At 53.6% G+C, this 24,216-nt stretch carries 27 protein-coding genes and 1 pseudogene; 14 read left to right on the top strand and 14 right to left on the bottom strand.

The genetic code is table 11. From position 1 onward, the window contains the following. Nucleotides 1–85: 85 nt before the first annotated feature. A complete protein-coding gene (locus BL107_RS13315; RefSeq protein WP_369791580.1) occupies nucleotides 86–148 on the bottom strand; it encodes a hypothetical protein in 63 nt (20 codons plus the stop codon). A 131-nt stretch (nucleotides 149–279) separates the two neighbouring features. Here BL107_RS13315 and BL107_RS12040 point away from each other — a divergent pair, with 131 nt between their 5' ends. The 3 genes from BL107_RS12040 to BL107_RS06905 all read left to right on the top strand — a co-directional run bounded on the left by BL107_RS12040 (nucleotide 280) and on the right by BL107_RS06905 (nucleotide 1,428). After that, nucleotides 280–528, top strand: coding sequence for a DUF3721 domain-containing protein (locus tag BL107_RS12040; protein ID WP_156779417.1), 249 nt, complete (start codon nucleotides 280–282; stop codon nucleotides 526–528). Continuing rightward, nucleotides 525–800 carry a hypothetical protein gene (locus BL107_RS06910; protein WP_009789578.1) on the top strand — a complete coding sequence of 92 codons (276 nt, stop codon included), beginning with the start codon at nucleotides 525–527 and terminating at the stop codon, nucleotides 798–800. Before BL107_RS12040 ends, BL107_RS06910 begins: the two co-directional genes overlap by 4 nt. Nucleotides 801–945: 145 nt before the next feature. Continuing rightward, the gene (locus tag BL107_RS06905) at nucleotides 946–1,428 is read left to right on the top strand and encodes an ureidoglycolate lyase (protein WP_009789577.1); all 483 of its coding nucleotides are present in this window, start codon (nucleotides 946–948) and stop codon (nucleotides 1,426–1,428) included. A gap of 47 nt (nucleotides 1,429–1,475) precedes the next feature. On the opposite strand, the gene BL107_RS12625 is transcribed toward BL107_RS06905, so the two are convergent. Together BL107_RS12625 and BL107_RS12930 are read right to left on the bottom strand one after the other, a co-directional pair. Next, nucleotides 1,476–1,631: a hypothetical protein gene (locus tag BL107_RS12625; RefSeq protein ID WP_009789576.1), complete on the bottom strand. Its 156-nt coding sequence runs from the start codon at nucleotides 1,629–1,631 to the stop codon at nucleotides 1,476–1,478. A gap of 98 nt (nucleotides 1,632–1,729) precedes the next feature. Further along, entirely contained in the window at nucleotides 1,730–1,897 is a 168-nt protein-coding gene (locus tag BL107_RS12930) for a hypothetical protein (protein WP_009789575.1), read from the bottom strand. A 248-nt stretch (nucleotides 1,898–2,145) separates the two neighbouring features. On the opposite strand from BL107_RS12930, the pseudogene BL107_RS06900 reads away from it, so the two are divergent. Further along, a pseudogene (locus BL107_RS06900) lies at nucleotides 2,146–2,544 on the top strand (septal ring lytic transglycosylase RlpA family protein). Between the two features lie 4 nt (nucleotides 2,545–2,548). On the opposite strand, the gene BL107_RS06895 reads toward BL107_RS06900, so the two are convergent. The 3 genes from BL107_RS06895 to BL107_RS06885 all read right to left on the bottom strand — a co-directional run bounded on the left by BL107_RS06895 (nucleotide 2,549) and on the right by BL107_RS06885 (nucleotide 4,589). Beyond that, nucleotides 2,549–3,376, bottom strand: a complete 828-nt coding sequence (locus BL107_RS06895) for an SDR family NAD(P)-dependent oxidoreductase (protein WP_009789574.1) — start codon at nucleotides 3,374–3,376, stop codon at nucleotides 2,549–2,551. Nucleotides 3,377–3,704: 328 nt separating this feature from the next. Continuing rightward, a complete protein-coding gene (locus BL107_RS06890) occupies nucleotides 3,705–4,301 on the bottom strand; it encodes a DUF411 domain-containing protein (protein WP_009789573.1) in 597 nt (198 codons plus the stop codon). Nucleotides 4,302–4,343: 42 nt separating this feature from the next. Then, a complete protein-coding gene (locus BL107_RS06885; RefSeq protein ID WP_009789572.1) occupies nucleotides 4,344–4,589 on the bottom strand; it encodes a hypothetical protein in 246 nt (81 codons plus the stop codon). A gap of 168 nt (nucleotides 4,590–4,757) precedes the next feature. Between BL107_RS06885 and BL107_RS06880 the strand changes: the two genes are divergently transcribed. Beyond that, nucleotides 4,758–5,231 carry a hypothetical protein gene (locus BL107_RS06880; protein ID WP_232192821.1) on the top strand — a complete coding sequence of 158 codons (474 nt, stop codon included), beginning with the start codon at nucleotides 4,758–4,760 and terminating at the stop codon, nucleotides 5,229–5,231. A gap of 196 nt (nucleotides 5,232–5,427) precedes the next feature. Beyond that, complete coding sequence (locus BL107_RS06875; protein WP_232192819.1) at nucleotides 5,428–5,802, top strand: 4a-hydroxytetrahydrobiopterin dehydratase; 375 nt, start codon at nucleotides 5,428–5,430, stop codon at nucleotides 5,800–5,802. Nucleotides 5,803–5,851: 49 nt separating this feature from the next. On the opposite strand, the gene BL107_RS06870 is transcribed toward BL107_RS06875, so the two are convergent. Next, nucleotides 5,852–6,175, bottom strand: a complete 324-nt coding sequence (locus BL107_RS06870) for a hypothetical protein (RefSeq protein ID WP_009789569.1) — start codon at nucleotides 6,173–6,175, stop codon at nucleotides 5,852–5,854. A gap of 79 nt (nucleotides 6,176–6,254) precedes the next feature. After that, nucleotides 6,255–9,950 carry a hydantoinase B/oxoprolinase family protein gene (locus BL107_RS06865; protein ID WP_009789568.1) on the bottom strand — a complete coding sequence of 1,232 codons (3,696 nt, stop codon included), beginning with the start codon at nucleotides 9,948–9,950 and terminating at the stop codon, nucleotides 6,255–6,257. 74 nt (nucleotides 9,951–10,024) lie between these two features. Here BL107_RS06865 and BL107_RS06860 point away from each other — a divergent pair, with 74 nt between their 5' ends. The 3 genes from BL107_RS06860 to BL107_RS06850 are packed head-to-tail and all read left to right on the top strand — an operon-like array spanning nucleotide 10,025 to nucleotide 12,961. Next, nucleotides 10,025–10,981, top strand: coding sequence for a permease (locus tag BL107_RS06860; RefSeq protein WP_037988847.1), 957 nt, complete (start codon nucleotides 10,025–10,027; stop codon nucleotides 10,979–10,981). Between the two features lie 10 nt (nucleotides 10,982–10,991). After that, nucleotides 10,992–11,645, top strand: a complete 654-nt coding sequence (locus BL107_RS06855) for a TIGR03943 family protein (protein WP_009789566.1) — start codon at nucleotides 10,992–10,994, stop codon at nucleotides 11,643–11,645. Beyond that, nucleotides 11,642–12,961: a hypothetical protein gene (locus tag BL107_RS06850; RefSeq protein ID WP_009789565.1), complete on the top strand. Its 1,320-nt coding sequence runs from the start codon at nucleotides 11,642–11,644 to the stop codon at nucleotides 12,959–12,961. The genes BL107_RS06855 and BL107_RS06850 overlap by 4 nt, the downstream gene beginning before the upstream one ends. Nucleotides 12,962–13,228: 267 nt before the next feature. On the opposite strand, the gene BL107_RS06845 is transcribed toward BL107_RS06850, so the two are convergent. Further along, nucleotides 13,229–14,308: a hypothetical protein gene (locus tag BL107_RS06845; protein ID WP_009789564.1), complete on the bottom strand. Its 1,080-nt coding sequence runs from the start codon at nucleotides 14,306–14,308 to the stop codon at nucleotides 13,229–13,231. A gap of 48 nt (nucleotides 14,309–14,356) precedes the next feature. Beyond that, on the bottom strand, nucleotides 14,357–15,274 hold the full coding sequence (locus tag BL107_RS06840; RefSeq protein WP_009789563.1) for a metal ABC transporter substrate-binding protein: 918 nt from the start codon (nucleotides 15,272–15,274) through the stop codon (nucleotides 14,357–14,359). Between the two features lie 97 nt (nucleotides 15,275–15,371). Between BL107_RS06840 and BL107_RS06835 the strand changes: the two genes are divergently transcribed. Both BL107_RS06835 and BL107_RS06830 read left to right on the top strand, forming a co-directional pair. Further along, complete coding sequence (locus BL107_RS06835; protein ID WP_009789562.1) at nucleotides 15,372–16,067, top strand: metal ABC transporter ATP-binding protein; 696 nt, start codon at nucleotides 15,372–15,374, stop codon at nucleotides 16,065–16,067. Further along, nucleotides 16,060–16,836: a metal ABC transporter permease gene (locus BL107_RS06830; protein WP_009789561.1), complete on the top strand. Its 777-nt coding sequence runs from the start codon at nucleotides 16,060–16,062 to the stop codon at nucleotides 16,834–16,836. Before BL107_RS06835 ends, BL107_RS06830 begins: the two co-directional genes overlap by 8 nt. 495 nt (nucleotides 16,837–17,331) lie before the next feature. On the opposite strand, the gene BL107_RS06820 is transcribed toward BL107_RS06830, so the two are convergent. Genes BL107_RS06820 through BL107_RS06810 form a run of 3 tightly spaced genes read right to left on the bottom strand, consistent with a single transcriptional unit; the run spans nucleotide 17,332 to nucleotide 19,724 of the window. Continuing rightward, on the bottom strand, nucleotides 17,332–17,562 hold the full coding sequence (locus BL107_RS06820) for a hypothetical protein (protein WP_009789559.1): 231 nt from the start codon (nucleotides 17,560–17,562) through the stop codon (nucleotides 17,332–17,334). Next, nucleotides 17,559–18,716 carry a glycoside hydrolase family 10 protein gene (locus BL107_RS06815; protein WP_009789558.1) on the bottom strand — a complete coding sequence of 386 codons (1,158 nt, stop codon included), beginning with the start codon at nucleotides 18,714–18,716 and terminating at the stop codon, nucleotides 17,559–17,561. Before BL107_RS06815 ends, BL107_RS06820 begins: the two co-directional genes overlap by 4 nt. Before the next feature lie 12 nt (nucleotides 18,717–18,728). After that, entirely contained in the window at nucleotides 18,729–19,724 is a 996-nt protein-coding gene (locus BL107_RS06810; RefSeq protein WP_009789557.1) for a ribose-phosphate pyrophosphokinase, read from the bottom strand. A 56-nt stretch (nucleotides 19,725–19,780) separates the two neighbouring features. Here BL107_RS06810 and BL107_RS06805 point away from each other — a divergent pair, with 56 nt between their 5' ends. Next, a complete protein-coding gene (locus BL107_RS06805; RefSeq protein WP_037988234.1) occupies nucleotides 19,781–20,311 on the top strand; it encodes a hypothetical protein in 531 nt (176 codons plus the stop codon). On the opposite strand, the gene BL107_RS06800 is transcribed toward BL107_RS06805, so the two are convergent. Beyond that, nucleotides 20,271–21,230, bottom strand: a complete 960-nt coding sequence (locus BL107_RS06800) for an LCP family protein (protein ID WP_009789554.1) — start codon at nucleotides 21,228–21,230, stop codon at nucleotides 20,271–20,273. The two genes, BL107_RS06805 and BL107_RS06800, sit on opposite strands and share 41 nt — an antisense overlap. An 84-nt stretch (nucleotides 21,231–21,314) precedes the next feature. Here BL107_RS06800 and BL107_RS06795 point away from each other — a divergent pair, with 84 nt between their 5' ends. After that, nucleotides 21,315–22,343: an NAD(P)-dependent oxidoreductase gene (locus BL107_RS06795; protein ID WP_009789553.1), complete on the top strand. Its 1,029-nt coding sequence runs from the start codon at nucleotides 21,315–21,317 to the stop codon at nucleotides 22,341–22,343. 39 nt (nucleotides 22,344–22,382) lie between these two features. After that, the gene (malQ, locus tag BL107_RS06790) at nucleotides 22,383–23,936 is read left to right on the top strand and encodes a 4-alpha-glucanotransferase (protein ID WP_009789552.1); all 1,554 of its coding nucleotides are present in this window, start codon (nucleotides 22,383–22,385) and stop codon (nucleotides 23,934–23,936) included. Nucleotides 23,937–24,216 lie beyond the last annotated feature (280 nt).

The raw sequence follows: 24,216 nt of genomic DNA, 5'->3' as shown, positions 1-24,216 counted from the left end.
CAGCGAGCGGCCATAGCCCATCCCGATCGATCACGATTGCTTGGCGCCATGGCCCATCACCATCAAGTGCTCACCCACGCCTTACTCAGTGCCGATCAACGGCGAGAACATCTATGTCAGTGGTGGAGGCTCCAAAGGGAACTTGCATCGACGAAGCGAAGAGGGGATTGAACGCAACGAAGCTTCCCCCTCAAAAAGCAACGAAAGCACTAGCCACAGGCAGTGAGACAGATCCATGGGTTAAACCATCAATCCACCCTGCATATGTCTGTGGGCGCCATGCCAATCGCGAGGGAACGCCGATTTCGCCGCTTAATCAACGCGTTCACAGCGGTCACGATTGTTCTAATCGTGACCCCAGCAACGCCTTTGCCAGCCCAGGCCCATCGCAAGGGGATCTACGCGAGCGAAGCTGAAGCATTCAGGCAAGCAGACAAAATTGGTTGCACTGAGGTTCACGAAAACAATGGCCGCTGGATGCCCTGTGCCGATGAGCGTCAATTGCATCAGCAGATGAGACGACAATGAACGGTCGATCCACAGCCACCCAACGCCGAGCCCGGCGCCTGCACCGATGGGTGGTCCCCCTAGCCGCCGCCCCCTTGCTAATCACGGCAGCAACAGGATCGCTATACAGCCTTTTACTTGAGCAAAACATCGACGCCTTTTGGTTACTCAGGATTCATACCGGCCAATTCGGATGGTTCAACCTTCAGCCCTTCTACCCAATCGTGCTAGGGGTTCTCACAATCCTTGTGAGCATCTCAGGCCTTGCATTGCTCCTCAGACCAAACAACTAAGCCCGCGATTCTGAATTACAAAATCATTAGACAAGTTCCAAGCCTAAAAAAAAAACGACTCGTCAAGATTGAGCACAACCTGCAACCATGAACCAGGCTTTGTACAAACCGTCAGCCTCGGCTTCCGTACTGCAATCCAGACAGCATGAGCATGGAAACACTCACAGCCCTGAGTCTTCATCAATGCAACTTTGAGCAGTTTGGTACGGCGATTTTGCCGGTGGACGACATGACACCCCACAGCAAGCGTGATGCCGAACTGAAGTTCAACGGTGCCAATTTGCGCTACTACGTCATGCGTCTTCGTCGACGCCCTGCGGTACTCGGAAGCATGACGCGACACACCTACTCCACCCAATGCTTGAGCTCTGCGGATGCCCAACCCTGGTGGTTAGCCGTGGCTGCAGCGAACCTTCAATCCGAGCAACTTGACCACAGCACCGTGCGATTGGTGGAAGTCCAACCAAGCGAGGCGATCAAACTGCATCAAGGCACCTGGCACGCAGGGCCATTTTTTCTTGCCCCAACCGCCCTATTTTTCAACCTTGAATTAAGCGATACCAACCTCACTGACCACAACTCTCAACCTCTAAAAAAGAAACTCAAGCTAAATCTCAATGGAGAATAGATATCCAAACAAATGAGATTCCAGGAAACTTAAATCAATCAATCTCATTAGCTAGACTTCAAATCATTCTCAAATTCAAGGTATAACGCGCGAGCATCTTTTGGCCGCTTTTCATCAACTAGTAATTCAAGGCGATCTTTCCACCAAAATCCTATTTGCTCATCACGCTCAGCCTCGGGGACTTCACCAAATGGAATCGTCATGTACTGCTAGCAACCCCATTAACGATAGAAAAAGAGAAGCAGCAACTGTGAACTGTCAAATCAGAATTCAGTAGTGATCACTACATCGCACAAATTAATCAAGGACCGCTCTGATCCCCATCAGCCTCAACTCCAAAGCCCTGCAATGGATCTGGTTCCCCGAGGGAAATCGCACGGGCCCGTTGATAAAACATCGTTTCGGTCAAACCAGCAGCTTCTAACCGTGCTGCAACACGAATCCAATTGTTAATTTCTGATTGATGCATCTCAATCCCAGGAATTCAATGATTCAGATGAAAACAAGAACACTACGAACCATCAGTAACACAGGCAACACTCTCTTCTGTAAATCAGCATTTCGAAAAATAGCGCCTCACAAAAGTAGGCCTTGAAACAATTTCAAGGGGTAATAATATAATTTTCGATGGATTGTCAATCAAGTGATCCTCGATACGGTTAGAGCAATCATTCCATTAGTTCAGAGTGAATGATCGACTCCTGCTGCTCCTTTTGATTGCGGTACCAGCCGTCGGCAGAGCAAATCCAACCCAAATCATCGACTAAATCTGTTCTACAAGAGTCTTCCCTCCAAGAACAAAACCATCCAGCATCCAATCTCAAACATCTCGGTGTCGGAATAGCGAGTTGGTATGGGCCTGGTTTTTATGGACGTCGAACAGCCAATGGTGAAATATTGCAGAAAGGAGCGTTCACGGCTGCACATCGCACGCTTCCCTTTGGAACAATTGTTCGTGTGACTAATTTAGAAAATGGAAGATACGTCAATGTATGAATCAATGACAGAGGACCATTTAAATATCACCGCTTGATTGATCTCGCCCATGGCGCAGCCAATGAATTAAAGATGATGCGTGCTGGCGAAATCAATGTCAGCCTTGAATTGATTAATTGATTGATTAGGAGCCCAATAGACGCCGTCTCACCAAGACATCCCAGAGGGCTGAAGGAACGAATGGTTGAAGCAGCACCGCTTCGGATTCACTTCCGCACAGATACCGCGATTTTGGCTGGTTGGTTTCAAGCGCCGTTGCGATAGTTCGTGCCACCAGCTGGGGGTCTGAACCCTTGCGGAAGCTCTCAGCCCATCCGGCGGCCACCCGTCGCATCATCTCTCCCCAAACGGAATCCTTCCCTGCTTCATCCATCGATTCAGCCGATGCTTGTTCGAATCCGGTGCGGATTAATCCAGGCTCGATAAGCACCACTTGAATTCCGAATTGATGCAATTCGAGGCGCATCGCATCACTAATCGCCTCCACGGCATGTTTACTGGCGCAGTACCAGCCGGCACCGGGAGTCGCGAAGCGACCAGCAATCGATGACACGTTGATAATCCGGCCACGACAGCGATCACGCATAGCGGGCAACAGCAGCTGCGTGAGCCCCATCAACCCGAACACGTTCACTTCGAACATGGATCGGGCTCGCTCCAACTCCATCGTTTCCATGGGGCCCACCTCCCCATATCCAGCGTTGTTGACCAAAGCATCCAGCCGTCCTCCGGTCCTGTCGTGAATCTCTGCGGCGAGATCTTCACGGGATCGAGCATCAGCAACATCCAGGGGAAGCACCACAGCCCCACGACGCTGAAGATCGTCCATCGCCCCCTGACGCCGTGCTGCAGCAAACACGTTCCAACCTTGATCCAACAACAGATGCGCGGTGACAGAACCAATGCCGCTGGACGCACCGGTGATCAAAACGGTGCGACGGGAATCTGCCATAACAACGCATGCAAGCAGTGCACTCTGGCGCGAGAACAAGAGGGATGACGACTCCGACTTGATTTCCCAACGCCAAATCCAAAGGCTTTTGCACCTTCATGCCCCAGAGGAAGGAAACAACAGCAAGGCACCCCAACGGATATGGACCCAATCATCTCTTCAAGAATTAGCAAAATTTTCGCGATAGCTTGATACAGATAGAGCCCATTAGTTGAGGGCCTTAATCAGATATTTACGAGCCAGAAAAATATTGATTAATCTCAATTGCTCCGATCAATGATAACTCAAACAAATAATCATTGACATTTACAGACATGGAATCGTTGGCTCAATGTGATCCATAAAAATCAATTTCAACCATCGTGCCGTTGTTGGCAATCGAAAAGACAGAAAAAGGATCGGCAACCATTCCATCAACCTCCATACCAGGGGAACCCATGGGCATCCCTGGAGCCGCCAGACCCTTAATTTCAGGACGCTCCTTCAGCATCCGTTGGATCGATGCAGCTGGAACATGACCCTCCACCACATAACCGGATACACGCGCGGTGTGGCAAGACGCCGAATCTGCCGGCACTCCCATCGCCTCTTTAATGCCATCCATGTCGTCGGCGACATGGTCTTGAACCACAAACCCTGCCTCAGCAATATGGGATTCCCATGCTTCACAACACTCGCAATAGGCTGAACGAAACACCACAACTTCCTCACCAGCCGTGGAAGCCATCGCCGCCGCAGGAGATCCAAAACACAGCAGCAATATCGCAATCATCCACATCAAATGCTGACGCAATCGTGTGATCAAGTAATTGGGGAAGACAAGGTATAACCAGGTGAGAAGCTGATATTTACGGTCTAATAAAATCGATTCAGCCATGGCTTCCATTGCATCGAACTGCCAAATTTCTGTCCAAATGACCAGCATTCAATCCCGTCAGGACATCCCATAAACCAAAGGTGAGCCCTGTCATTGGACATCCTCCTCCCCACCCATGGGCCTTGCATGAAAATTCCAGCTTTCGCCATCTTCAAGCCAAAGCTCCCAAGCGAATTGTGAGCCATCCTTTAAAAACAACTTACCGCCAAACCCCGCCGGTGATGGTTGATATAAATCTTCGATGGCCAACGCAATTGTTCCATCTCTCGTGCACAAAGAGTCAACTGTTTTTCCCAAACGAGACGTGAGATCAGCTTTTAAATCATTAATTGTCATCCGTTTTGTGAGCTCAAGGTTCGACCGTTTGAATCAAGCTTTGGAAAGCATGCCCCGATCTTCAATGCAACGAACACATGCACCCTGTTTCTTCCAGATTCTTTTTAACGACCTGGGAACTCTCCTCGGCAGTATGGAGAGAAGAACAAGGCTGTAATGCTGAACCGATTGCAAGCAGCACTGATCAGCCTGATGGCATCGCTGATCATTCTTTGGGGTCTCCAACCCGTTCAAGCCTGCGTTGAAGGCTTGGCCTGGGGCATGCCCCTCGACCAAGTTCACGCCCATCTCGGTGAGATCCACCAGGCCAATACAACGCATCCAGAACGCTTCTTCGCGCGCAACGTGATGCTGGATCGCCTACCCGTATCGCAAGTGACGTTTGACCTCACCCCAGATACTGGGCTCCAATCGTTGGCCTACGAATTCGCCATCGACGACATGACGGAAGTGTTGGCAGGGCTTCGTGCTCGCCACGGATCTCCGCTCAGCACCAGCTCCATGGATCCAAAACAGAACGAACAAATTTGGGTATGGAACACCGGAGAAGACCTCATCACCGCCGTTAAACACGACGGAACAAACCATCAACAATTTGTGATTGCTTATCGCCCCAGCCGGCTTCGACCAGAAACCCTTTAAAGGTTGGAACAGCTAGCCGGTCTTAATCCTTTTGCCCCGGAAACATACGATTGAGCCTTTTCCGCATGCGACGCATTTGGGTTCGTTGAATCTCATGACGCGTTGTCCGTGTAAATCCGTACAACAGCACCGTGGCCGTTGATGCCAAGGCAACGCAGAAGAGCGTGATCGAAATAGGATCGAAATCGTCCATGGGATGCAGACTAAGAACCGACCACAAATCCACTCGTACATTTTGGACTTAGCCCATCAGTCATGTACGCCATGCCAAATCGGGGCTCCCAAGCTCACGACATCAGAACTCGAGGCGGCACTCCCTGAACTCCCCGGTTGGTCGGTCATCGACAACCACCATCTCAGTCGAACACTTCGCTTTAAAGACTTTCAAAGTGCACTTGATTGGGTGAACGCTGCGGGTCAGATTTGCGAACAGGAAGGTCACCATGCTGAATTCAGCCTCGGCTGGGGGCGTGCTGATGCCACGATTTATACGCACAAAGTGAACGGATTAACACAAGCTGATTTGGTGCTCGCCGCAAAATTTGTGGGAATCACACCCCCACAACTCTGAGCAGAACAAGACCGACTTCCACCGCAATTCTGCCCGCAATCGTTGAGCTTTAACAGTGCTCAAAAACACCTACTCTTGTTTCACTTGCTTGGCTGGATTGTTGACGCCTCTCAGCGAGAAAAGCCTCATCAGCCGCACTTAAAGCATCTTTATCGCTTTGAAAGAAACACCGGTACATCAAATTCTCAATCCGATCAACATCGAGATTGCGATCAGCAACGTCTTGCCAGAGCCGTTTTGTCAGTTCCTGATCGGCAAGCTGAAACTGTGCAACCACCAGATTGCGGGCACAACTGAAGTACTCCTCCTGGTCTGAAGTCACCGGGGAGTTGTATCGAAGCAAATTCGTTTGAAGGGTGTGCAGAAATGCCATACGTCAAACATCGCTACACCAAGCCTGCGCCAAAACGTTGCGGGGGGTGAGCAGCCTTAAGACCAAATCAATGATTCCCTTACGCAGACACTCCATATCCCCCCCCACCGGGCGTCAACATCTTGATCGCCTCCCCTGCCTTGAGCTCCAGCTGAACCAAACCAGGTAATCGCTCTTCCGTTCCATCGGCACGGATCAACTGATTCTCGCCACAAGCACCGCTCGTTCCTCCATCGAGTCCAAAGGGCGCCACTCGCCGTGACCCACTGATCAGGGAGAGGCTCATCGGTTCGAGGAAACGGATGGTGCGCTCCAGCCCATCACCACCTCGCCAGCAGCCATCACCACCGCTACCGGAACGGAGTGCAAAACGCTCTAAACGCACCGGGTAACGAGCTTCCAAAACCTCAGGATCCGTCAGCCTTGAGTTCGTCATGTGCGATTGCAAGCCCACGGAGCCAGCAAAGCCCTTACCGGCACCACCGCCGCCGGCCACCGTTTCGTAGTACTGACAGCGCCCATTGCCAAAGCTGAGATTGTTCATCGTGCCTTGACCAGCAGCGAGCACGCCAAAGGCACCAAAAAGCAGATTGCACAGAGATTGAGACACCTCCACATTCCCAGCCACCACAGCAGCCGGTGCCTCCGGATTCAACAGGCAACCCAGCGGAACGCATATCTCCAACGGTGCAAAGCAACCTTCATTCAATGGAATGTCGTCGTCGAGCAGACAACGGATCACGTACAACACAACCGCACGGGTAACCGAAAGCGGTGCGTTGAAATTTCCCAGCTGCTGTTGCGATGTTCCACGAAAATCCAGCAGCAGTTTGTGTTGATCGCGGTTCTGTTGATCGCGGTGAATGCCAATCTGCACCGCCAGGGTGGCGCCATCATCCAAGTGCAGCTCATGGCTCGCATCAGCCAAACCAGAGATCAGACGCCGAACACAGGCCGCCGCATGATCTTGCAACCCCTGCATCTGTTCCTGCACCATCGCCTCTCCCTCCCGTTCGACCAAGCGTTGGAGCCCTTCGATACCCGCTTGGTTTGCGGCCACCTGGGCCTGTAAGTCGGCTAGTAATTCCTGAGGATTGCGAGGGGGTATCGCCATCTCTCGAAAGGATGTCTCCAAGCTTGAGATGTTGATCGCACCATTGCGCACAAACAACAGATTGCGCAGCAACAGACCCTCGTCATCAATGCTGGTGCTGAACGACGGCATTGAACCGGGACTGATCCCCCCAACATCGGCATGGTGACCACGGCTCGCCACGAAGAAGCTGGGATTCAGACCACCACAAAACACCGGCGTCATCGCCGTGATGTCTGGGAGATGGGTTCCGCCATGGAAAGGGTCATTGCTCAACAGGGTGTCGCCAGGTTGCAAGGGGAGTACCGCGCCAGCAGCCACCTGCTCGAACAGATCACGCACGCTGTCTCCCATGGAACCGAGATGCACAGGAATGTGCGGTGCATTGGCGACCAGTCCACCCTGGGAATCAAACAGCGCACAGGAAAAATCAAGCCGTTCGCGGATATTGACCGAACGACTCGTCAGACGAAGGCGCTCTCCCATTTGCTCAGCGATCGCCATAAAGCGATGGCGATATAGCTCTGCCAGCACAGGATCATCCTGGTTCAACGCTGACTTCTCAACATCTAATTGCTCAGCATCTTTTGAAGCGATGGGCCCCTGTTGCAACACCAAAGCGGCGGCACGATCCACCCGCGCTGTCCAGCCGCTCTCCACCACGACACAACCCGTGGCCTCAGCAATCAAGGCAGGCCCCTCGATGCAAATCCCAACGGGCAACTCCTCCCGATCGAACAAGGCAACGCTCTGCCAGCCCCCATGCCGCAGATGCATGGGTACGCGCTGGGGCATCAAATCCCGAGGCGATTGGCCAGCGTTGGCGCAAAGTTCTGGCGGTTGAAACTGTTGGGGGGCAGCCACCTCCACATTGAGCATCTCCACAATCAACAACTGCTCAGAACGGATGCAGTAGCCAAAGCGCTGCCGATGCCTCTCCTGAAATGCCGTTACCAAGGCAGACGACTTCATTCCCTTCTCGAAAGGCAGCATCAGAGTCTGCTCAGCACCGGGGTAGCGCAGCTCCAAAGACAGCCAAATTTCCGCTTGGTTATGGGAGCGGTCCGATCCATCCCCCTGATCGATCAACTGTTGGCGTGCTTGCTGCGTCAGCTCTTCGGCCCGCTCCAGCAGCGTTACGAGCAACGCATCCGTGAGCTCCGCACCAAGGTGAAATTGCAAGCGTCGACGTTGGCGGGCCTGTCCCATCCCGTAGGCAGACAACACGCCGGCCATGGGATGCAGCAACACCGAAACCAATCCCAGCTCTTCGGCCAGCCGGCAAGCATGCTGCCCGCCGGCACCGCCATAGGCCACCAACACGCCGCCACGGATATCCTGCCCGCGATGCAAGGAAACACGACGAATCGCAGCCGCCATTCGCTCGATCGCCAGTTGCAAAGCACCCTCCGCCAACTGCTCTGGGCGTTGGCCAAGCTCGGTTGCCAACTCCCCAAACTGCTGTTGCACCACCCCAAGGTCTGGCGGTTGATCAGCATGCACACCAAACACACTGGGGAAACGCTGCAGCTGTAGCCGCCCCAGCAGCAGGTTGGCATCGGTAATCGTGAGCGGTCCTCCGGCTCGATAGCAGGCGGGTCCAGGCCGCGCCCCCGCCGAGCGTGGACCCACCCGCACGCGATCGCCGTCCTTTTGCAGCACCGACCCCCCACCAGCAGCCACCGTTTCAATCGGTAAGCGTGGCGCCAGAAGTTGGAGGCCAGCGATGTCGGTTTGCTCCTGCACGAGGCGCAACGCCGCATCTTCAGCCGACTCAACACAAAACACGTCTGTCGACGTACCCCCCATATCGAACCCCAAGACGGGCACTCGCTCAAAGCCGGAGCCCCGTGCCGCAGCGATCGCCCCCACCATCCCAGCAGCAGGGCCCGAAAGAATGGTGTCTTTGGCCATCAGGCCCTTAATCGATTGCAAGGCTCCGCTGGAGGTCATCACTCGAACGGGCGTCGATGACCCAAGCGCCGTTTGCACCTGTTGCAGGTAACCATGCAGCACCGGAGCAACAGCCGCCTCCACCAGCGCCGTCTGACCACGGGGCACCAGGCGTGGCTTGACGCTGACCTGATGGGAACACACCACCCGGTGAAAACCCAGCGCCGTCAGTTCGTCGGCACACTGCAACTCGTGGGCGGGGTTGCGGTGGGCATGCAACAACGCCACCACCACATCATCCAAACCACGGGCGCGAAGCGCCGCGAGACGGTTGCGTAAGTCGTCGTTCCAGAGGGACGACTCCAACTCAGCACCATCGGCATCCAAACGTCCCGGCACTTCGACCACCTCGCTGGCCAAAAATGGGCGTTCCGACTGGACGAATGCAAAGAGATCAGCGCGATGTTGATCCCCGATGCGCAGCAGATCAGCCAAACCACGGTTGGTGAGCAACACCAGCGGTGCACCACGGCGCTCCAATAAGGCATTCGTGGCAACTGTGGTTCCCAACCGAACGCTCTCAATTTGTCCAGGCCCGATAAGTTCCCCGGTCGAGATCCCCAAAAGCTCCCGCATTGCCTGCACTGCTGGATCTCCCTCACCCCCTTCAGAGAGCACTTTTCGGATGTGCAGTGTCCCGGTGGGGTCACAGCCGATCAGATCGGTGAAGGTGCCGCCGCGATCCAGCCAAAAGCGCCAAGCAGCCATGGAGCCCAGAGCCATCTGCATCCCAGGATGAAGCCTTGCCGCTTTCTTTTTCGCAAACGACCTGAGAAGGTGAACACACCTTGTTGGCGCCGAGCTTGGAGAAAGTCTCGACCGCCTGGGCGATCTTCCAGGGCCTCTTGCTGGAAGCCATTCCCTTCCTCTTGTTGGGGGTTGCGATCGCGGGGATGGCGCGCTGGCTGGTTCCCCAGACCGCCTGGGTGCACAGGCTTCCCAAAAACCCACTGCTGGCTCCAATCACCGGGGCCCTGATGGGCTTTGCACTTCCCGCCTGCGAATGCGGCAATGTGCCGGTTGCCAGAAGGCTCCTGGCGAGCGGTGCACCCATGGGCACGGCATTTGGCTTTCTCTTTGCGGCGCCGGTTCTCAATCCCATTGTGTTGGCGAGCACCTGGGCCGCTTTCCCGGATCAACCCTGGCTGTTAATTGCACGGCCATTGGGGGCCTTTGTGATTGCCGTTTTGCTGAGCTTGCTGCTGGTCCAGCTACCGGAAACCCAATTGCTGGAATCGGCTCTTCTCAGCGAACGCAGGATGAGCCAACCCCTAAGCAGGATTGGGCTTTTGCATCGCAGCAGCGGTTTAATCGGTGATCCCCTCAGTGAGATTGCACCAGCCCAACCCGAACGACTCCGACCTTTGGAAGTGCTGGAGCAAAGCAGCCGCGAATTTTTGGATCTGTTAGCCCTGCTCGTGCTGGGTTGCCTGATCGCCGCCCTCGTTCAAACCTGGCTACCGCGCAGTTGGTTGCTCGCCGTGGGTGGGGCCCCAACGGGGTCAATTTTGGCGTTGATGCTGCTGGCCGTGGTGGTGTCGGTGTGCTCCAGCGTTGATGCCTTCCTCGCCTTGGGCTTTGCGGCACAGGTCACTCCCGGTGCACTGCTGGCGTTTCTTCTTTTAGGACCGGTGGTCGACCTAAAACTGGCCGGATTGTTCACTGTTTTGATGCGTCCGCGCGCCATTGCCATCACCGCCATCGCCGCCAGCCTTGGCGTGCTGCTGATCGGCCAATGGGTGAATCTTTGGCAGCTATGAGGCGCAAGGCATGACGCGAGCCGCACTGCTGATTGCTTGGGGCTGGATTGTGCTCTGGAGCGTCATCTCCGGACGCCTCGACTTGCTCCTTCGTGGCGTGTTCCATGGCCTAGTTGGGGTTGCGGGAGCTGCGCTGATCTTGGCGGGAGTTGTCTTGTTGATCCGACGTCGCGGTCGACGTGAACGGTTGCCCTGGCCGTGGTGGAGCAGTGCAGCCATCGCACTCCTTGTCTTACTGGTACCACCCAATCCATCCTTCAGTGATCTCGCCGACAGCCGACCGCAGGGATTACCAGAGCCCCCTGAACTTGCCTTCGTCTTACCACCAGAACAACGAACCCTGACGGAATGGGTTCGACTCCTGCGAAGTCAGCAAGATCCCGATCTTGTGGACGGGAACCCTGTCAACATCAGCGGTTTTGTTTGGACCCAGAAGAATGGCCCAGCTCTGATTGCACGCCTGACTGTGCGGTGCTGCTTAGCCGATGCCACCCCGGCCGGCCTCGCCGTGGATTGGCCCGATGGTTTCGAACCAACAACGAATCAATGGTTGGCAATCCAGGGTGAGATGGCGGTGGCCATGCGTAATGAACAACGGGTGGCTGTGGTGATGCCAAAAACAATCACCCCAATTTCCCGTCCCAAGCGACCGCTCGAACCATGAATCGTCGACTTGGACTCCTGCTCACTCTCACCACAGCGGCGGTCTTGGTGCAGCAGCAGATTCTGCTGCGCCGTCCGCCCCGTTTGGTTCAAATCAAGCCGCAACACCTTCACTCCGGCAGCGCTGGCCTGGATCTGAACTTCAGCAGGCCGATGCAGCTGAAGGCGGTGGACTCGCAAAGTCATCTAGAGCCTGCGCTTCGTCATCACTGGCTGGGGAGCCATGCTGCACTTCGGCTGATCCTCACGCCAACGACTGCCATCAAGGCGCCTATTCAGCTGCACTTGGCGGGACGCGATCAGCGGATGAATGCGCTGACAGCACAAACCTGGTGGTGGGATCCAAGACCATGGCTGCTCGTCACCCGTGAACTGAAGAACGGGCAGCAACTGCAACTGCTCGATCGCCAGGGGACCTGGCGCCCCGTCAGTCCCATTTGGACAAAACTCTCTGCAGTAGTCCCCCTGGGGAATGGCCGTGGTGTTGCCGTCGTGGCAAGTGACGACAACCGAAATGAACAGATCTGGTTGCAACCTCTCAAGCCTCGAAGCTTGCAGCACGATCGCAGTGCTCTGGAACCACCCGAACGACTGCCAGTGCAGCAGTTAATTAATGAGAACGTCTTATTTGGCCATATCAGCAGCAACCTGAACGGCGATTTATTGGTTCAAACCGGGGGCTTCTTACCGGAGACCGAGCGCAACGAACTCATCCAAGCCAACGGGAAACGACGCCAGCTCGATCTGCCATCTGCTGGACCCATGGAGTTACTGCCTGGAGGCGGGGGTTTGGTCGTGCCCTCCTATGACGGAATCAATCTGATGCCCCTCGCCAACAAAGGGGGAACGATGCAGTCGCTTCCAGGAAACCGTGAGCTTGGTGCCTTCTGCGCCGCATCAGGACGAGCCCTGTTAATCCGTCATTGGCCCGACTACCGCAGGTCGATTGAACTGGTGCTTCCTGGAGTCGCTCCCCGCCAACTTTGGCTGGGAGAGCAAGCCATTTTAGGCGTTGCTTGCGATGGAAAAGGTGAGCGGATCTGGGCTGTGATCGGACAATGGACGGGTGATTGGGCAGAGCACACACTCCTCCTTCTGGATGGCGAGGGCAGGGTGGCAAAACGTCAATCGTTAGATGCATGGAGGATGAAAGGAGGTACCCCACTGCAGTTCGATCCAGTCAGTGGTCGTTTGCTACTCACTGTGATTCGAGAACAGCAACACGACGCCCACCCAGCCTTGATTGATGCCGAATCCCTTCAGCTGCAAGAGGTACTTCCAATTGCAGTGGAGCAGGCCGTATGGCTCAACCCTTGAGATGCTTGACCAGGGTGCGCAACCCTGCGGCCGCGATCAGACTAGATAAATCAGTGAGCACAAGTATACAAATCACGTAGATCACAAGCCTGCATCATAAATATTAAATAGCAGCCAGAAGGAAAGCCTTTCTCAATAACAAAAGAAAGAAATTGAACAACTCACCATGGGAATACAGAGAACAAATAATAGATCAACATTAAAAAGCCGCGCTCTACGTGAAAGCGCGGCTTCTGATCCAGGAATAAAGCTAATTAAGCCACGAAATTAAAAGCTGAAGGTAACGCCAGTTCCAACATGGTGTTGCCAGCCTTCACCCCAACCAGGCGCATTGACAGAGCTATAAGTTGGTTGCCAGTGGGCAAACAACGTAGCCTGACCAACAGGAACTGAGACCTCTAACTCTCCAGCAAAATCAGTACGCTGCTTCAAGCCTGAGTAACTTCCAGGCGTATAGAAACGCGGGCCACCATCAAGCTTCACACTGATTTGATCACTACCAATGATGAAACCAAAACCAAGACGCGGGTCCGTGTAGTTCCCCATCCAGGTTCCATCAGATTCCCAACCATGACGATGTTCCAACGATAGGAAGAGTCCGTCAGCAAGACTTTCCAATCCATCACCAAGAGAGAAGTTCAGGTCACCATCACCGAGTGCCCATACGATTTCGGCACCAATTTCATTTTTAAGACCCTGGATGTCATCACCTTGATCTTTGGTGACAAAATAAGGTTTCCAATCAACGGAAACACTTAAGCGGTCATTAGGGGCATATCGAACCTGAAGAAATCCTCGGACGTCAGTCCGCTTATATGAGGTATCTCCATGATCGTGCCCAGCATGGTCATGGCCTGCATGATCGTCGTGATCATCGTGGTCGTCATGATCATCGTGATCGTCATGATCGTCATGATCGTCGTGGTCGTCATGATCGTCGTGGTCGTCGTGGTCGTCGTGGTCGTCGTGGTCAGCATGATCGCCGTGGTCAGCATGATCGCCGTGATCATCGTGGTCGTCGATATGGACCTTGCCGTAGAAGTGCTCCGCTTCTCCCCAAACCAAAGACGGTCCGACAGCAGCCTCTATGGACAAACTGCCACCAGAACCCAAACCCCACTGGAATACTCCACCGAACAATCCATCAAGCGCGTAATGCTTGGGTTTGTCGTCGAGATTCTGTTCAAAACCAGCATGCCCCTCGAGAGTCACGACCGGAGTAAATTCAAATTCACCAGCCTCAGGGACATCTCCACCGCCACCATGGGAACCGTGGGCAACAGAGGGTCTGCCTTGAATCAATGGCAAAAGAAGTAGAGCCAGCAGAAGAGTGCGTTTGCGGGACATAAGAAAAGGAAGAGTTGGAGAAGAGACGAAAATAAAAATAGAAAAGGGTTAGATATCAGCCCAACGATTAGCGAGAACGTTGGCAGCAGCTTCATCGCATGAAGCACCCTGACCTTTCAAAATTGCGCAAATATTTTTTGTGGCAGTTGAAACCGCAGTTTCACCCGGTGCGAGGCCTTCTCCATAAAGAGGAGTGGACGCAATAGGCAATCCGGAGCGTTTACTGATTCGCCTTAACGACTTATTAGCCGGTAAATAAGAGGAAAAAATCACCCTTGCACCAGAGTCCGTTACGGCTTTTGTAATTGCATTCAGACTTGATGGCTTTAAGGCGCCTCCAGTTGTATAGCTATCAAGCATGGAGATTTCTTCAAGATCATATCGATTAGCAAGATGGCTATACGTCTGATGATCAGTCACCAGCACTCTTTGATTGGCAGGCAATTTTGCAAACTGAACGGAAGCCCAAGTTCCAAGATCAGCCAGCACACTCTGAGCATTAGCGGCACGTGAGGCAAACGCCACACGTGCATCTCCCGACAACAAAGGAGAGAGACGATTAGCAATCGCAGATGTCATCGCTGCTGAATTGGCTGGATCATGCCAAACATGGGGATCATTGCCTCGATAGGAGGGCAAAGCCACCTCTCCTACGGCAACGACGGGGGCAGGAACAGAGATGTCCTTGGCAGACGGTGTGAGGTTGAAGCCAATGTGAACAACAAGATCGGCCTTCGACAGAGCTTGCCGGTCACTCGGCTTGAGTCGATAACCATGGGGATCACCACCAGGGGGAATCAAGCAGGTGACACTGACAGCAGTTGCAGCCAAGGTACGCGTTAAGTCACACAGAGTTCCATCCACTGCAACAACAGAAGGTTGCGATGCTTGAACAGGGATCTGGGCGAGCGAAATCGCCAAAAGCGAAGTCAACGAGCCCCGCGCGATCCACGAGGAACGACGCATATGACAAAAATCTGAGAATGATTATCATTCTTCCAACAAGTCAAACTTGCGCAACCACCCTTCAACCGGCTCTTCAATTGCACCAACAGAATTTGTGATGTCGACCCTTGCCAACAATGAAGGGTTACGCGCGTCTCGTGTCTGCTTCAGCTACGGCAACAAGCGGATCATTGACAACATCACCCTGGAACTGAAGCCCGGAACCTTGACGGCACTTGTCGGGCCCAATGGAGCTGGCAAATCAACCTTGCTTCACCTTTTACAAGGGCGATTGCAGCGAGATAGCGGATTCGTGGAATGCAACAGCAGTATTACGGTGATGCCGCAAAGAGCCTCCATTGATTGGACATTCCCCATCACCGTTTTTGAAATGGTGCGCTTGGGAGGAAAAACTTTCAAACATCAGCCAGGAAAGCAGATAGCGAAGCAACTGCTGATGCGGGTTGGAATGGAACAGCTGGCTCAAAGACGGCTAAGCGACTTATCCGGAGGGCAACAACAGCGCGTTTTACTGGCCAGGGCACTGATGCAACAAACCGGGGTCTTACTGCTCGACGAGCCATGTAGTGCAATTGACCCCCCTACGCGCGAACATCTACTTTCCGTGATGCGAGAACAAGCTGATGCAGGACAAACATTGTTGGTCAGCAGCCACGACTGGGGAAGTGCTCTCGACAGCTACGACAAAGTGCTCGTACTCGACAACAAATTATTAGCCAACGGCACTCCCTCAGAAGTCCGAGAAAAACTAAGCGATATGACATGCATGATGGGGAGTCACTGCTGTGGATGAGACCCAAATCTGGTGGCTAATTCCACTTATCATATCTCTATTAATTGGAGTAATTTGTCCTGCCACTGGATCCCTATTAATCACCCAAAGACGCATACTACTGGCCAATCTGATGGCGCATTCGGTGCTGCCAGGATTAGTCATAGCCTTGGCAATTGGTATTGACCCAACAATCGGTGGGCTGATCAGTGGATTACTGGGTGCACTAATAGCAGAACGTCTTAATCAACGATTTAAAGGCCGAGAAGAATCGTCGATGAATACTGTTTTAGCTGGATTTACAGCTCTTGGCGTACTACTTGTACCGTTACTCCAAACCCGCGTCGACTTAGAAACGATTTTATTTGGAGATCTACTGGCAGCAAACAGTAGCGACCTGACCCGAACCTTAATTGCAACAGCCGCAATAATCTTCTTATTGGTGACGCGTTACCAAGATTTGGTGTTCATTGGCGTTGATCCTGACGGGGCACAAGCAGCCAAACGACCAGTCACACAGATTCGTTTCATAGCAATCGTTATCACGGCACTTGTGATCATCAGTGCAATCACCGCAGTTGGAATCATCCTTGTCATTGCCCTGCTTTGTGCACCAGTTCTGATGCACATTGATAAGAGCACGAGCCTCAAACAATTAATCTTAAAATCTTCAGCAACAGGGTTGGCACTCACAAGCGGGGGCATGATGCTGGCGATTGCAGTCGATCTTCCGCCAGGCCCAGTGATTGGCAGTTTATGCATGATCATGCTCATTTTAAAAAGAATTTAAAAAACAATTACCCAGGAAGCTTCACTCTTACGTCTTAAAATCAAGCACAATCCTCACTCTTCATTAGTGATATCAAATGTCCCCAACTTTCGACGGTCGCACCGAGAACATTCACCCCGAATTTCCTTCGTTGCATTTCCAGCAACAAATCAGTTCCGATCTGAAGCGAATCAATGCACGAAAGCATCAAGAAGAAAGCTATAACTTATTGACATAAGCACCATTTTGCTTAAATCCATGGCGGTGCAACAGACATCCACCACGCTTTTGTCACTGCACGGAATATTCAAAATATTTTTCATCGATCAAAACCTCATATATTAACAATAATCGAAGGCTCCCTATCAACACAGAGGTCAGAAACATCCATCCATTCACCTCTAGCCTGAGCCCGAAGTGAAAATTCGTAAAACAATCAAAACACATCATTTTGAATGATTTTTTTAAATACGTAGCAATTTTCAGCACTAAAAATTTTCATATATACGCTGAATATCAAAAGGTGGCCAGGAATCCACCCAACACAGCTGCAATGAGTCCACACGCTAAAACTTGGGAAACAACCTCACGACTATCTTGCTTTTGCCATCGATCGATGGTTTTACAAGCCATGGCGTAGCTTTCGCAATTCACTTGGATTTTATGAACGTATTGATCAACAAATTCTTCGGAAAGCTCTAAGCGGCGTAGACGTGACTTGACTTGGTTGATTTCGAACTGGTTCATTGTTGTTCGAACTCACCAAATTCTTCGAATAGACCGTAGCGACGTTGACGATCCCGCTGTGGGACATGCATCCCCCACAAGCCTTCCCAATAAAAAAAGACGACGCCATGACCACGTTCTCGAGCCAGTTGCACTTTCTCTCTGAGAACCGGAATTGCCGTTGTGCGTGGACCAAAACCAGCCAAAATCCCGATCTGAGTAGGGATCCGCCACTCACGTGCCTTCCGCAACGCGGGTTGATCCAGGTCACGGGCAAACCCTTTCACTGAATGGGCATAGTTCTGAACCACAAGCTCATCGATCAACCCACCCATCGCCCAAAGTTCCCAGTCCTGCAGCCAAAGGTTGTAGGACTGGCGAAATGGACCTGGGGAGAGACTGATGCGCTGCGGCAACTGTTCTTGTTTCAGCCGGGTCCGTAAATCCCGCAACAGCCCCGTGAGTTGCCGCCGTCTCCAACGCATCCAGTATCGGTTGGTGTAATCAACAGGAGGCAACGTTCCCGTTTGTTGCTTGTACAAGTTCGACGTGAAGCGGTCGTAGCCAAATTCCACAGGCCAAGCGAAGTGGTCATCCAATTGCAGGCCATCCATGGAGCATCGCTGGAGGGTTTCCACCACCAAACCAATAAATCGTTCCCTCACCTCTGGATGAGCCGGATTCAACCAAGCCATGCGATGCCGCCCATGCATCGTCATGGTTTGTTCCCCATTCGCCTTCGCTAAAACCCAGTCAGGATGGTCTTTTACGACCCGCGCATCGGCGGGTTCCATCAAGCCATATTCGAACCAGGGCATCACCTTGATCCCGCGCTTCTGGCCTTCGGTAGCAAGGGTACAAATCGGATCGATCCCAACACCAACCTTGGCTAAGGGTGGTTCCACTGGCGCAAACCGACTCTGATGGAATGTGGTTCCCCGGCTCCAAACATTGGGGATCACCCGCGTAAATCCAGCCTGTTGCAGCTGGTCCATCGCGACAGTGATGCGCCAGTGGTCGTAATACAAAGGGCTTGGGCTATTGGTGAGCCATACCCCCATCGTGGTCTTGGTTCGCAACAAACGATCCAAGCTCGATTGCGACTGGGCATCGAGCGTTAAAACACCAACAGTGGAGAGCCCCGCAAGGACGCCGCAAAGCAACCGTTGAAACATCAAAGAGAGGTTTTAACGGAACATTGAGCTCACTGAGCTCTCTTCATGAATTCGCAGGATTGCCTCACCCAACATGTTGGCAGCGGAAAGAATTTTGAGTTGAGGGAAACTTCCATCCAGCTCAATGGGGAGGCTATTTGTAACAACCACCTGCTCAAAAAGGCCTTCTGCAGATAACCGTTCGCAAGCTGGTGGTGAAAAAACAGCATGGGTGGCGCAGGCGATCACCCGTTGTGCACCTTGTTGACGAAGCAGCTTCGCTCCAGCGCAAATCGTGCCGCCCGTATCAATCATGTCGTCGATCAAAACAGCCGTTTTACCCGCCACATCACCGATCACAGTGAGGCTTTCAGCTTGGTTATGACCTGTTCGTCTTTTGTCGATAATCGCGAGGGGCGCATCATTCATTTGCTTGGCAAACGCTCTAGCCCGTGCCACTCCACCCACATCGGGCGACACCACAACAATGTCTCCAAGATTTTGCGTTGATAAGTAATCCACCAGCACCGGTGATCCATAAATGTGATCACACGGAATGTCGAAGTAGCCCTGAATCTGAGCCGAATGAAGATCCATCGCCAACACGCGATCTACGCCAGAGGTCACCAACAGGTTTGCGGTGAGCTTGGCGGTGATCGACTCCCGGCCAGCTGTTTTGCGATCGGCCCTCGCATAGCCGTAGTAAGGAACCACCGCTGTGATTTGTCGGGCAGAGGCGCGTCGACACGCATCCACCATGATCAGCAGCTCCATTAAGTGATCGTTCACCGGAGCACAGGTGGGCTGGATCAGAAAGACATCACAGCCGCGGATCGACTCTTGGATCTGAACGTAGAGCTCCCCATCGGCAAATCGCTTCACAATCCGAGGTCCATCAGGCACCCCTAGGTACGCGGCAATCTCACGAGCCAAACCAGGGTTGGAGGTACCGCTGAAAAGTCGAAGCCTTGGGCTTTCGCCAGAAAACTTCTCTTGCTCGGCCCGCGGTGCTGTCAGGAAGCTGGTCACGGCGGCCGCGGAACGAATTCTGCTGTAATCCGATGGTAGTGGTGAACGCGCCCCCCATGTCCAAAGGTTTTCCGCTGATCCTGGGTGCAGGCCCCATCCCGGAGTTGGCCATGAGGCATGCCTGTGAAGCCATCGCCGAATCCTGTGGTTGTGGCCTGTTGAGTTATGCGTGCGGAGAATCTCCGCACAAGGTGTTGGCGTCGACAGAATCCAGGCGCGATTTGGTTCGACTGTGCGGTGATGCCGCTCGGTTCCATCGCGATGGAGGCAGTTGGTTGGAAGCCATTGCCGACTGGCGCCAACCCGTGTTGCTTTTGGTCCCAGGAGATGCCGATGGAGGAATTCCTGGGGTCGGCCCTGCCTATGCCGCGCTCTGCCGCGAATTAAAAGTGCCCTTGCTTGGCTTGGCGCAGCTTCACGGGGCATGGGATGCAACGGAACGCCGCAAAGACGGACTTCCATGGCGCGGCTGGATTCCAGCTGCGGAGCATCACGATCACAACGATGCTGTGGAAACGTTCAGTCTCTGGCTTCGACGCTCGCTCCTCAGTCCTGTGGCCACAGGGGCCATACCTGATCGGACTTGACTTGGCGCAAAATCTGATTGTCCACCCGCCTGGCCAAGGGAACTTGAGTAATGCGAACGGGTGGCGGACTGGCGATTAAGGCCACCGCCAAACTCAATTGCTCACGACGGCTGAGGTTGGTGTCCAGCTCAGATTCCAGCTGGCCTACCAGCAAGGGCAGCGAGGAGATCACACTCGAGTCCTTCAGCTGCTCAACCAAAGCGACGATCAAATCCTGCTGTCGGGTTCGTCGATTGGCGTTGTCCAGAGGGGTTTCTCGATAACGCACGAATTGTTCTGCCCTCTCCCCATTGAGCCGTTGCCGTCCGGCCTGGAGCTTGATGCTGTAACCCTGAGATTTGTCGTTGTGCTGGTAGGTCTCATTGAGAACCAAATCCACATCACCCAGACCATCCACAAGGGTGCGTAGTGCCATGCGAGGCATCACGACATATCGCTGAGGAGCCTGTTGCGTTTGCCCAAGAATTTCTTGAATGGCATCGTTCAACAGGGCTACACCACCTCTTTGCCAAAGGCTGGCCAGGCTGGTCGGTTGGTCGTTCCCCGGCAATTGCACGGCGATCTCGCTTGGAATCTGCAGCACCTGCAACGGCTCATCAGCGCTCATACGCAGCAGGAGCAGTGCATCGGCATTGGCTCGACCCAAGGGTGCAGCTTGATTTAGCGGTTCCCCGAGCTGATTGGCATCAATCCCCACCACAAGCACCGTCACAGGGCTTGCGGGGAACGGGGCCAAGCTGCTTAGGGCGTCCGACTTGGTTGAAGCCTCTTTGGCGGCGCGATCTGGCTCGGGCCAAAGCAGGCTGAGCATCCAACCAGTCGCGCCCACACCAAGGGCAATCGAGCTCAAGCGCAGCACAGTTCTCCATGGACGACGTCCAAACCAGCGCTTCAGGCGCGTCTCTTTGGAGGAGGTCATCGTCCGCCGCTTCCTGGATTACAGCAGACTTATCTTCACCCCGTTGTCCAGTCTTTAGCGTTGGGGCCTTGCATGTCGTCCTTTATGCCTCTGCGCCACGACTTTCGAGAACGGCCACCCGCAGACGTTCGGGTCGTGGTGTTCGGTGCCACGGGCTACATCGGTCGGTTCGTGGTGAAGGAACTCGTTAAACGGGGCTATCAGGTGGTGGCTTTTTGTCGGGAACGCAGTGGCATTGGCGGACGACAGAACCAAGATCAAGTGGTGGCGGACTTTCCTGGAGCAGAGGTGCGCTTTGGAGATGTCAAAGACGTCAACTCACTGAGCCGAAACGCTTTCCCGCAACCGGTTGATGTGGTCGTGAGCTGCCTCGCCTCGCGAACTGGAGGGAGACAAGACTCATGGGCGATTGACCACCAGGCCACCTTGAACACCTACACCGAAGGTCGGAAGGCAGGGGTTGCCCATTACGTTCTCCTCTCTGCCATTTGTGTGCAGAAGCCACTTCTGGAATTCCAAAAAGCCAAGTTGGCCTTCGAAAAAGCACTGCAAGCCGATGGCGAGATGAGTTACTCCATCGTCCGCCCCACAGCTTTTTTTAAAAGCTTGGGCGGACAGGTGGAAAGTTGCCGCAAAGGGGGGCCCTATGTGATGTTCGGCGGCGGAACACTTGCCAGCTGTAAACCGATCAGTGAGTCGGATCTGGCTCGGTTCATCGCCGACTGCATCTCGGATCCTGAGAAACGCAACCAAGTTCTTCCCATTGGTGGACCTGGGCAGGCCATGAGTGCCCGTGAGCAGGGTGAGATGCTGTTTCGTGCCCTCGGACGTCAACAACGCATGCTGTCCGTGCCGATCGCCCTGATGGACGGCCCGATTGCACTGCTCGAGGGCCTCTCGAAGCTCTTCCCAGGTCTTCAAGACACCGCTGAATTCGGACGGATTGGTCGTTACTACGCCAGTGAATCGATGCTGGTTTGGAACGCCCAAGACCAGCGATACGACGCCGATGCCACCCCGTCTTACGGAGAAGACACCTTGGAGCAATTCTTCGAACGGGTAGTGCGCGACGGAATGGCAGGTCAAGACCTTGGGGATGCCAGCGTGTTCTGAAGGAGTCATCCTTCAGGCATCGAGGAAGCAGAAGCGTTGATGACCGAGGCAACCACCCAGCGGGCCCGCACAAGCGGTGTGTTGCTCCATCCCACGGCACTCCCCAATAGTCCGGTGTGCGGAACCTTTGGGGAGCCCAGTCGTCGCTGGCTCCATCATCTGGCCAGTAGCGGCATCGGGGTATGGCAAATGTTGCCCCTTGCCCCGCCAGATCCGACTGGATCTCCTTACAGCTCCCCCTCCTGCTTTGCCCTCAATGCCTGGTTCCTCGATGCATCGGATCTGGCGAATGAACAGTTCATCAGCCAAGACGCCCTGAATGGTCTGCCTGGAGCATCCGACACAGAGAACGGGGCAACGGTTCTTGATTTCCAGCTCGCTAACCATCGCAGTGAGGCCCTGGCCGATGCCCTGCTCGAGTCTTGGCAACAACAGACGTCAGATCGACAAGAGGCCTTCCGGTGCTGGTGCAGTCAACAATCGTGGCTGGACGACCACGTGTCGTTCAGTGTTTTGCATGCCCAACACAACAACGCATGGTGGACTTGGCCAAAGCCACTGGCACAGCATCAACGTCGTGCACTCAAAGCCTGGGCAGCAGACCATCAAGCAGCGCTGTTGAAAGAGCGCCTGATGCAGTGGCAGCTTGATCGCCAATGGCAAGAGATCAAACGACTGGCCCACGACCTTGGCGTTGTGTTGTTTGGAGATTTGCCCTTTTACGTGAGCACCGACAGCGCTGATGTCTGGAGCCATCGGAACCTATTCAGCGTGAAGGAATCCGGTGAACTAACTCTCCAGAGTGGGGTTCCTCCTGATTACTTTTCCGAAACGGGGCAACTCTGGGGGTCCCCCGTCTATCGCTGGGGACGACACCGCATCACCCGCTTCCACTGGTGGCGCAAACGCATCAGCCGCCAACGGGATTTAGTTGATCTCCTGCGATTGGATCATTTTCGTGCACTCGCCGCTTTTTGGGCCGTTCCAGGAGGTGATTCAACTGCTCAAAACGGCGAATGGCAATCATCACCAGGCCGGGCCTTGCTGGCCAAATTGCAACAAGACGCGGGCGGCAATTTGCCCTTAATTGCAGAAGACCTTGGCGTGATTACGCCAGATGTCGAAGACCTGCGTGATCGATTTGCCTTACCAGGAATGAAAGTTCTTCAGTTTGCATTTGATGGCCAAAGCGACAATCCCTATCTTCCGGAAAACATGGATGGCACCCGCTGGGTGGTCTACACAGGGACCCATGACAACCCAACAACCCTGGGATGGTGGCAACGTCTCGATAGCAGTAGCCGGGAGAGAATTATGAATCGCATCAACGGCGAGATCTCAGCACCGGCCTGGCATTTATTTGATATGGCATTTGCGACATCCGCCACACTTGTGGTGGCTCCACTCCAAGATTTATTGCATCTTGATGATCGTGCACGATTCAATACCCCTGGAACATCATCAGGGAATTGGAATTGGCGCCTGAGTCAGTTTGACAACAATCTGGTGGGGTCTTTGAAGGGCTTTGGAGAACGCGCCAAGGTTTGGGGACGAAACCTTGAGAGCGCTACAGGATTGTTAAACCATGAATAATTTAGGGAAAGCTGATGACGACCAAGGGTGCCTGAGGTCGGCGAAAAGAAGAATCTGAAAGGGTTTTAATGTTGATTCAAATCTGTTTTTTGCAGATATAAAATCTTCCTAAATGGCAATTTTTTTACTACAAAAATAACAAAAACATCGACGACCACCACAACGTTCCAATACCCACAGAACCACTCGCAACGATTCAGCTACAGAGAGGTGAGTAATTACGCCGATGGCACGTGGGAAAGCACACACATAACATCGACTCAAGGGAATGCACCAGCAG

The sequence above is a fragment of the Synechococcus sp. BL107 genome (assembly GCF_000153805.1).
In the GTDB taxonomy this organism is placed as follows: Bacteria; Cyanobacteriota; Cyanobacteriia; order PCC-6307; family Cyanobiaceae; genus Parasynechococcus.
This window is presented reverse-complemented; position numbering and strand designations above follow the sequence as displayed.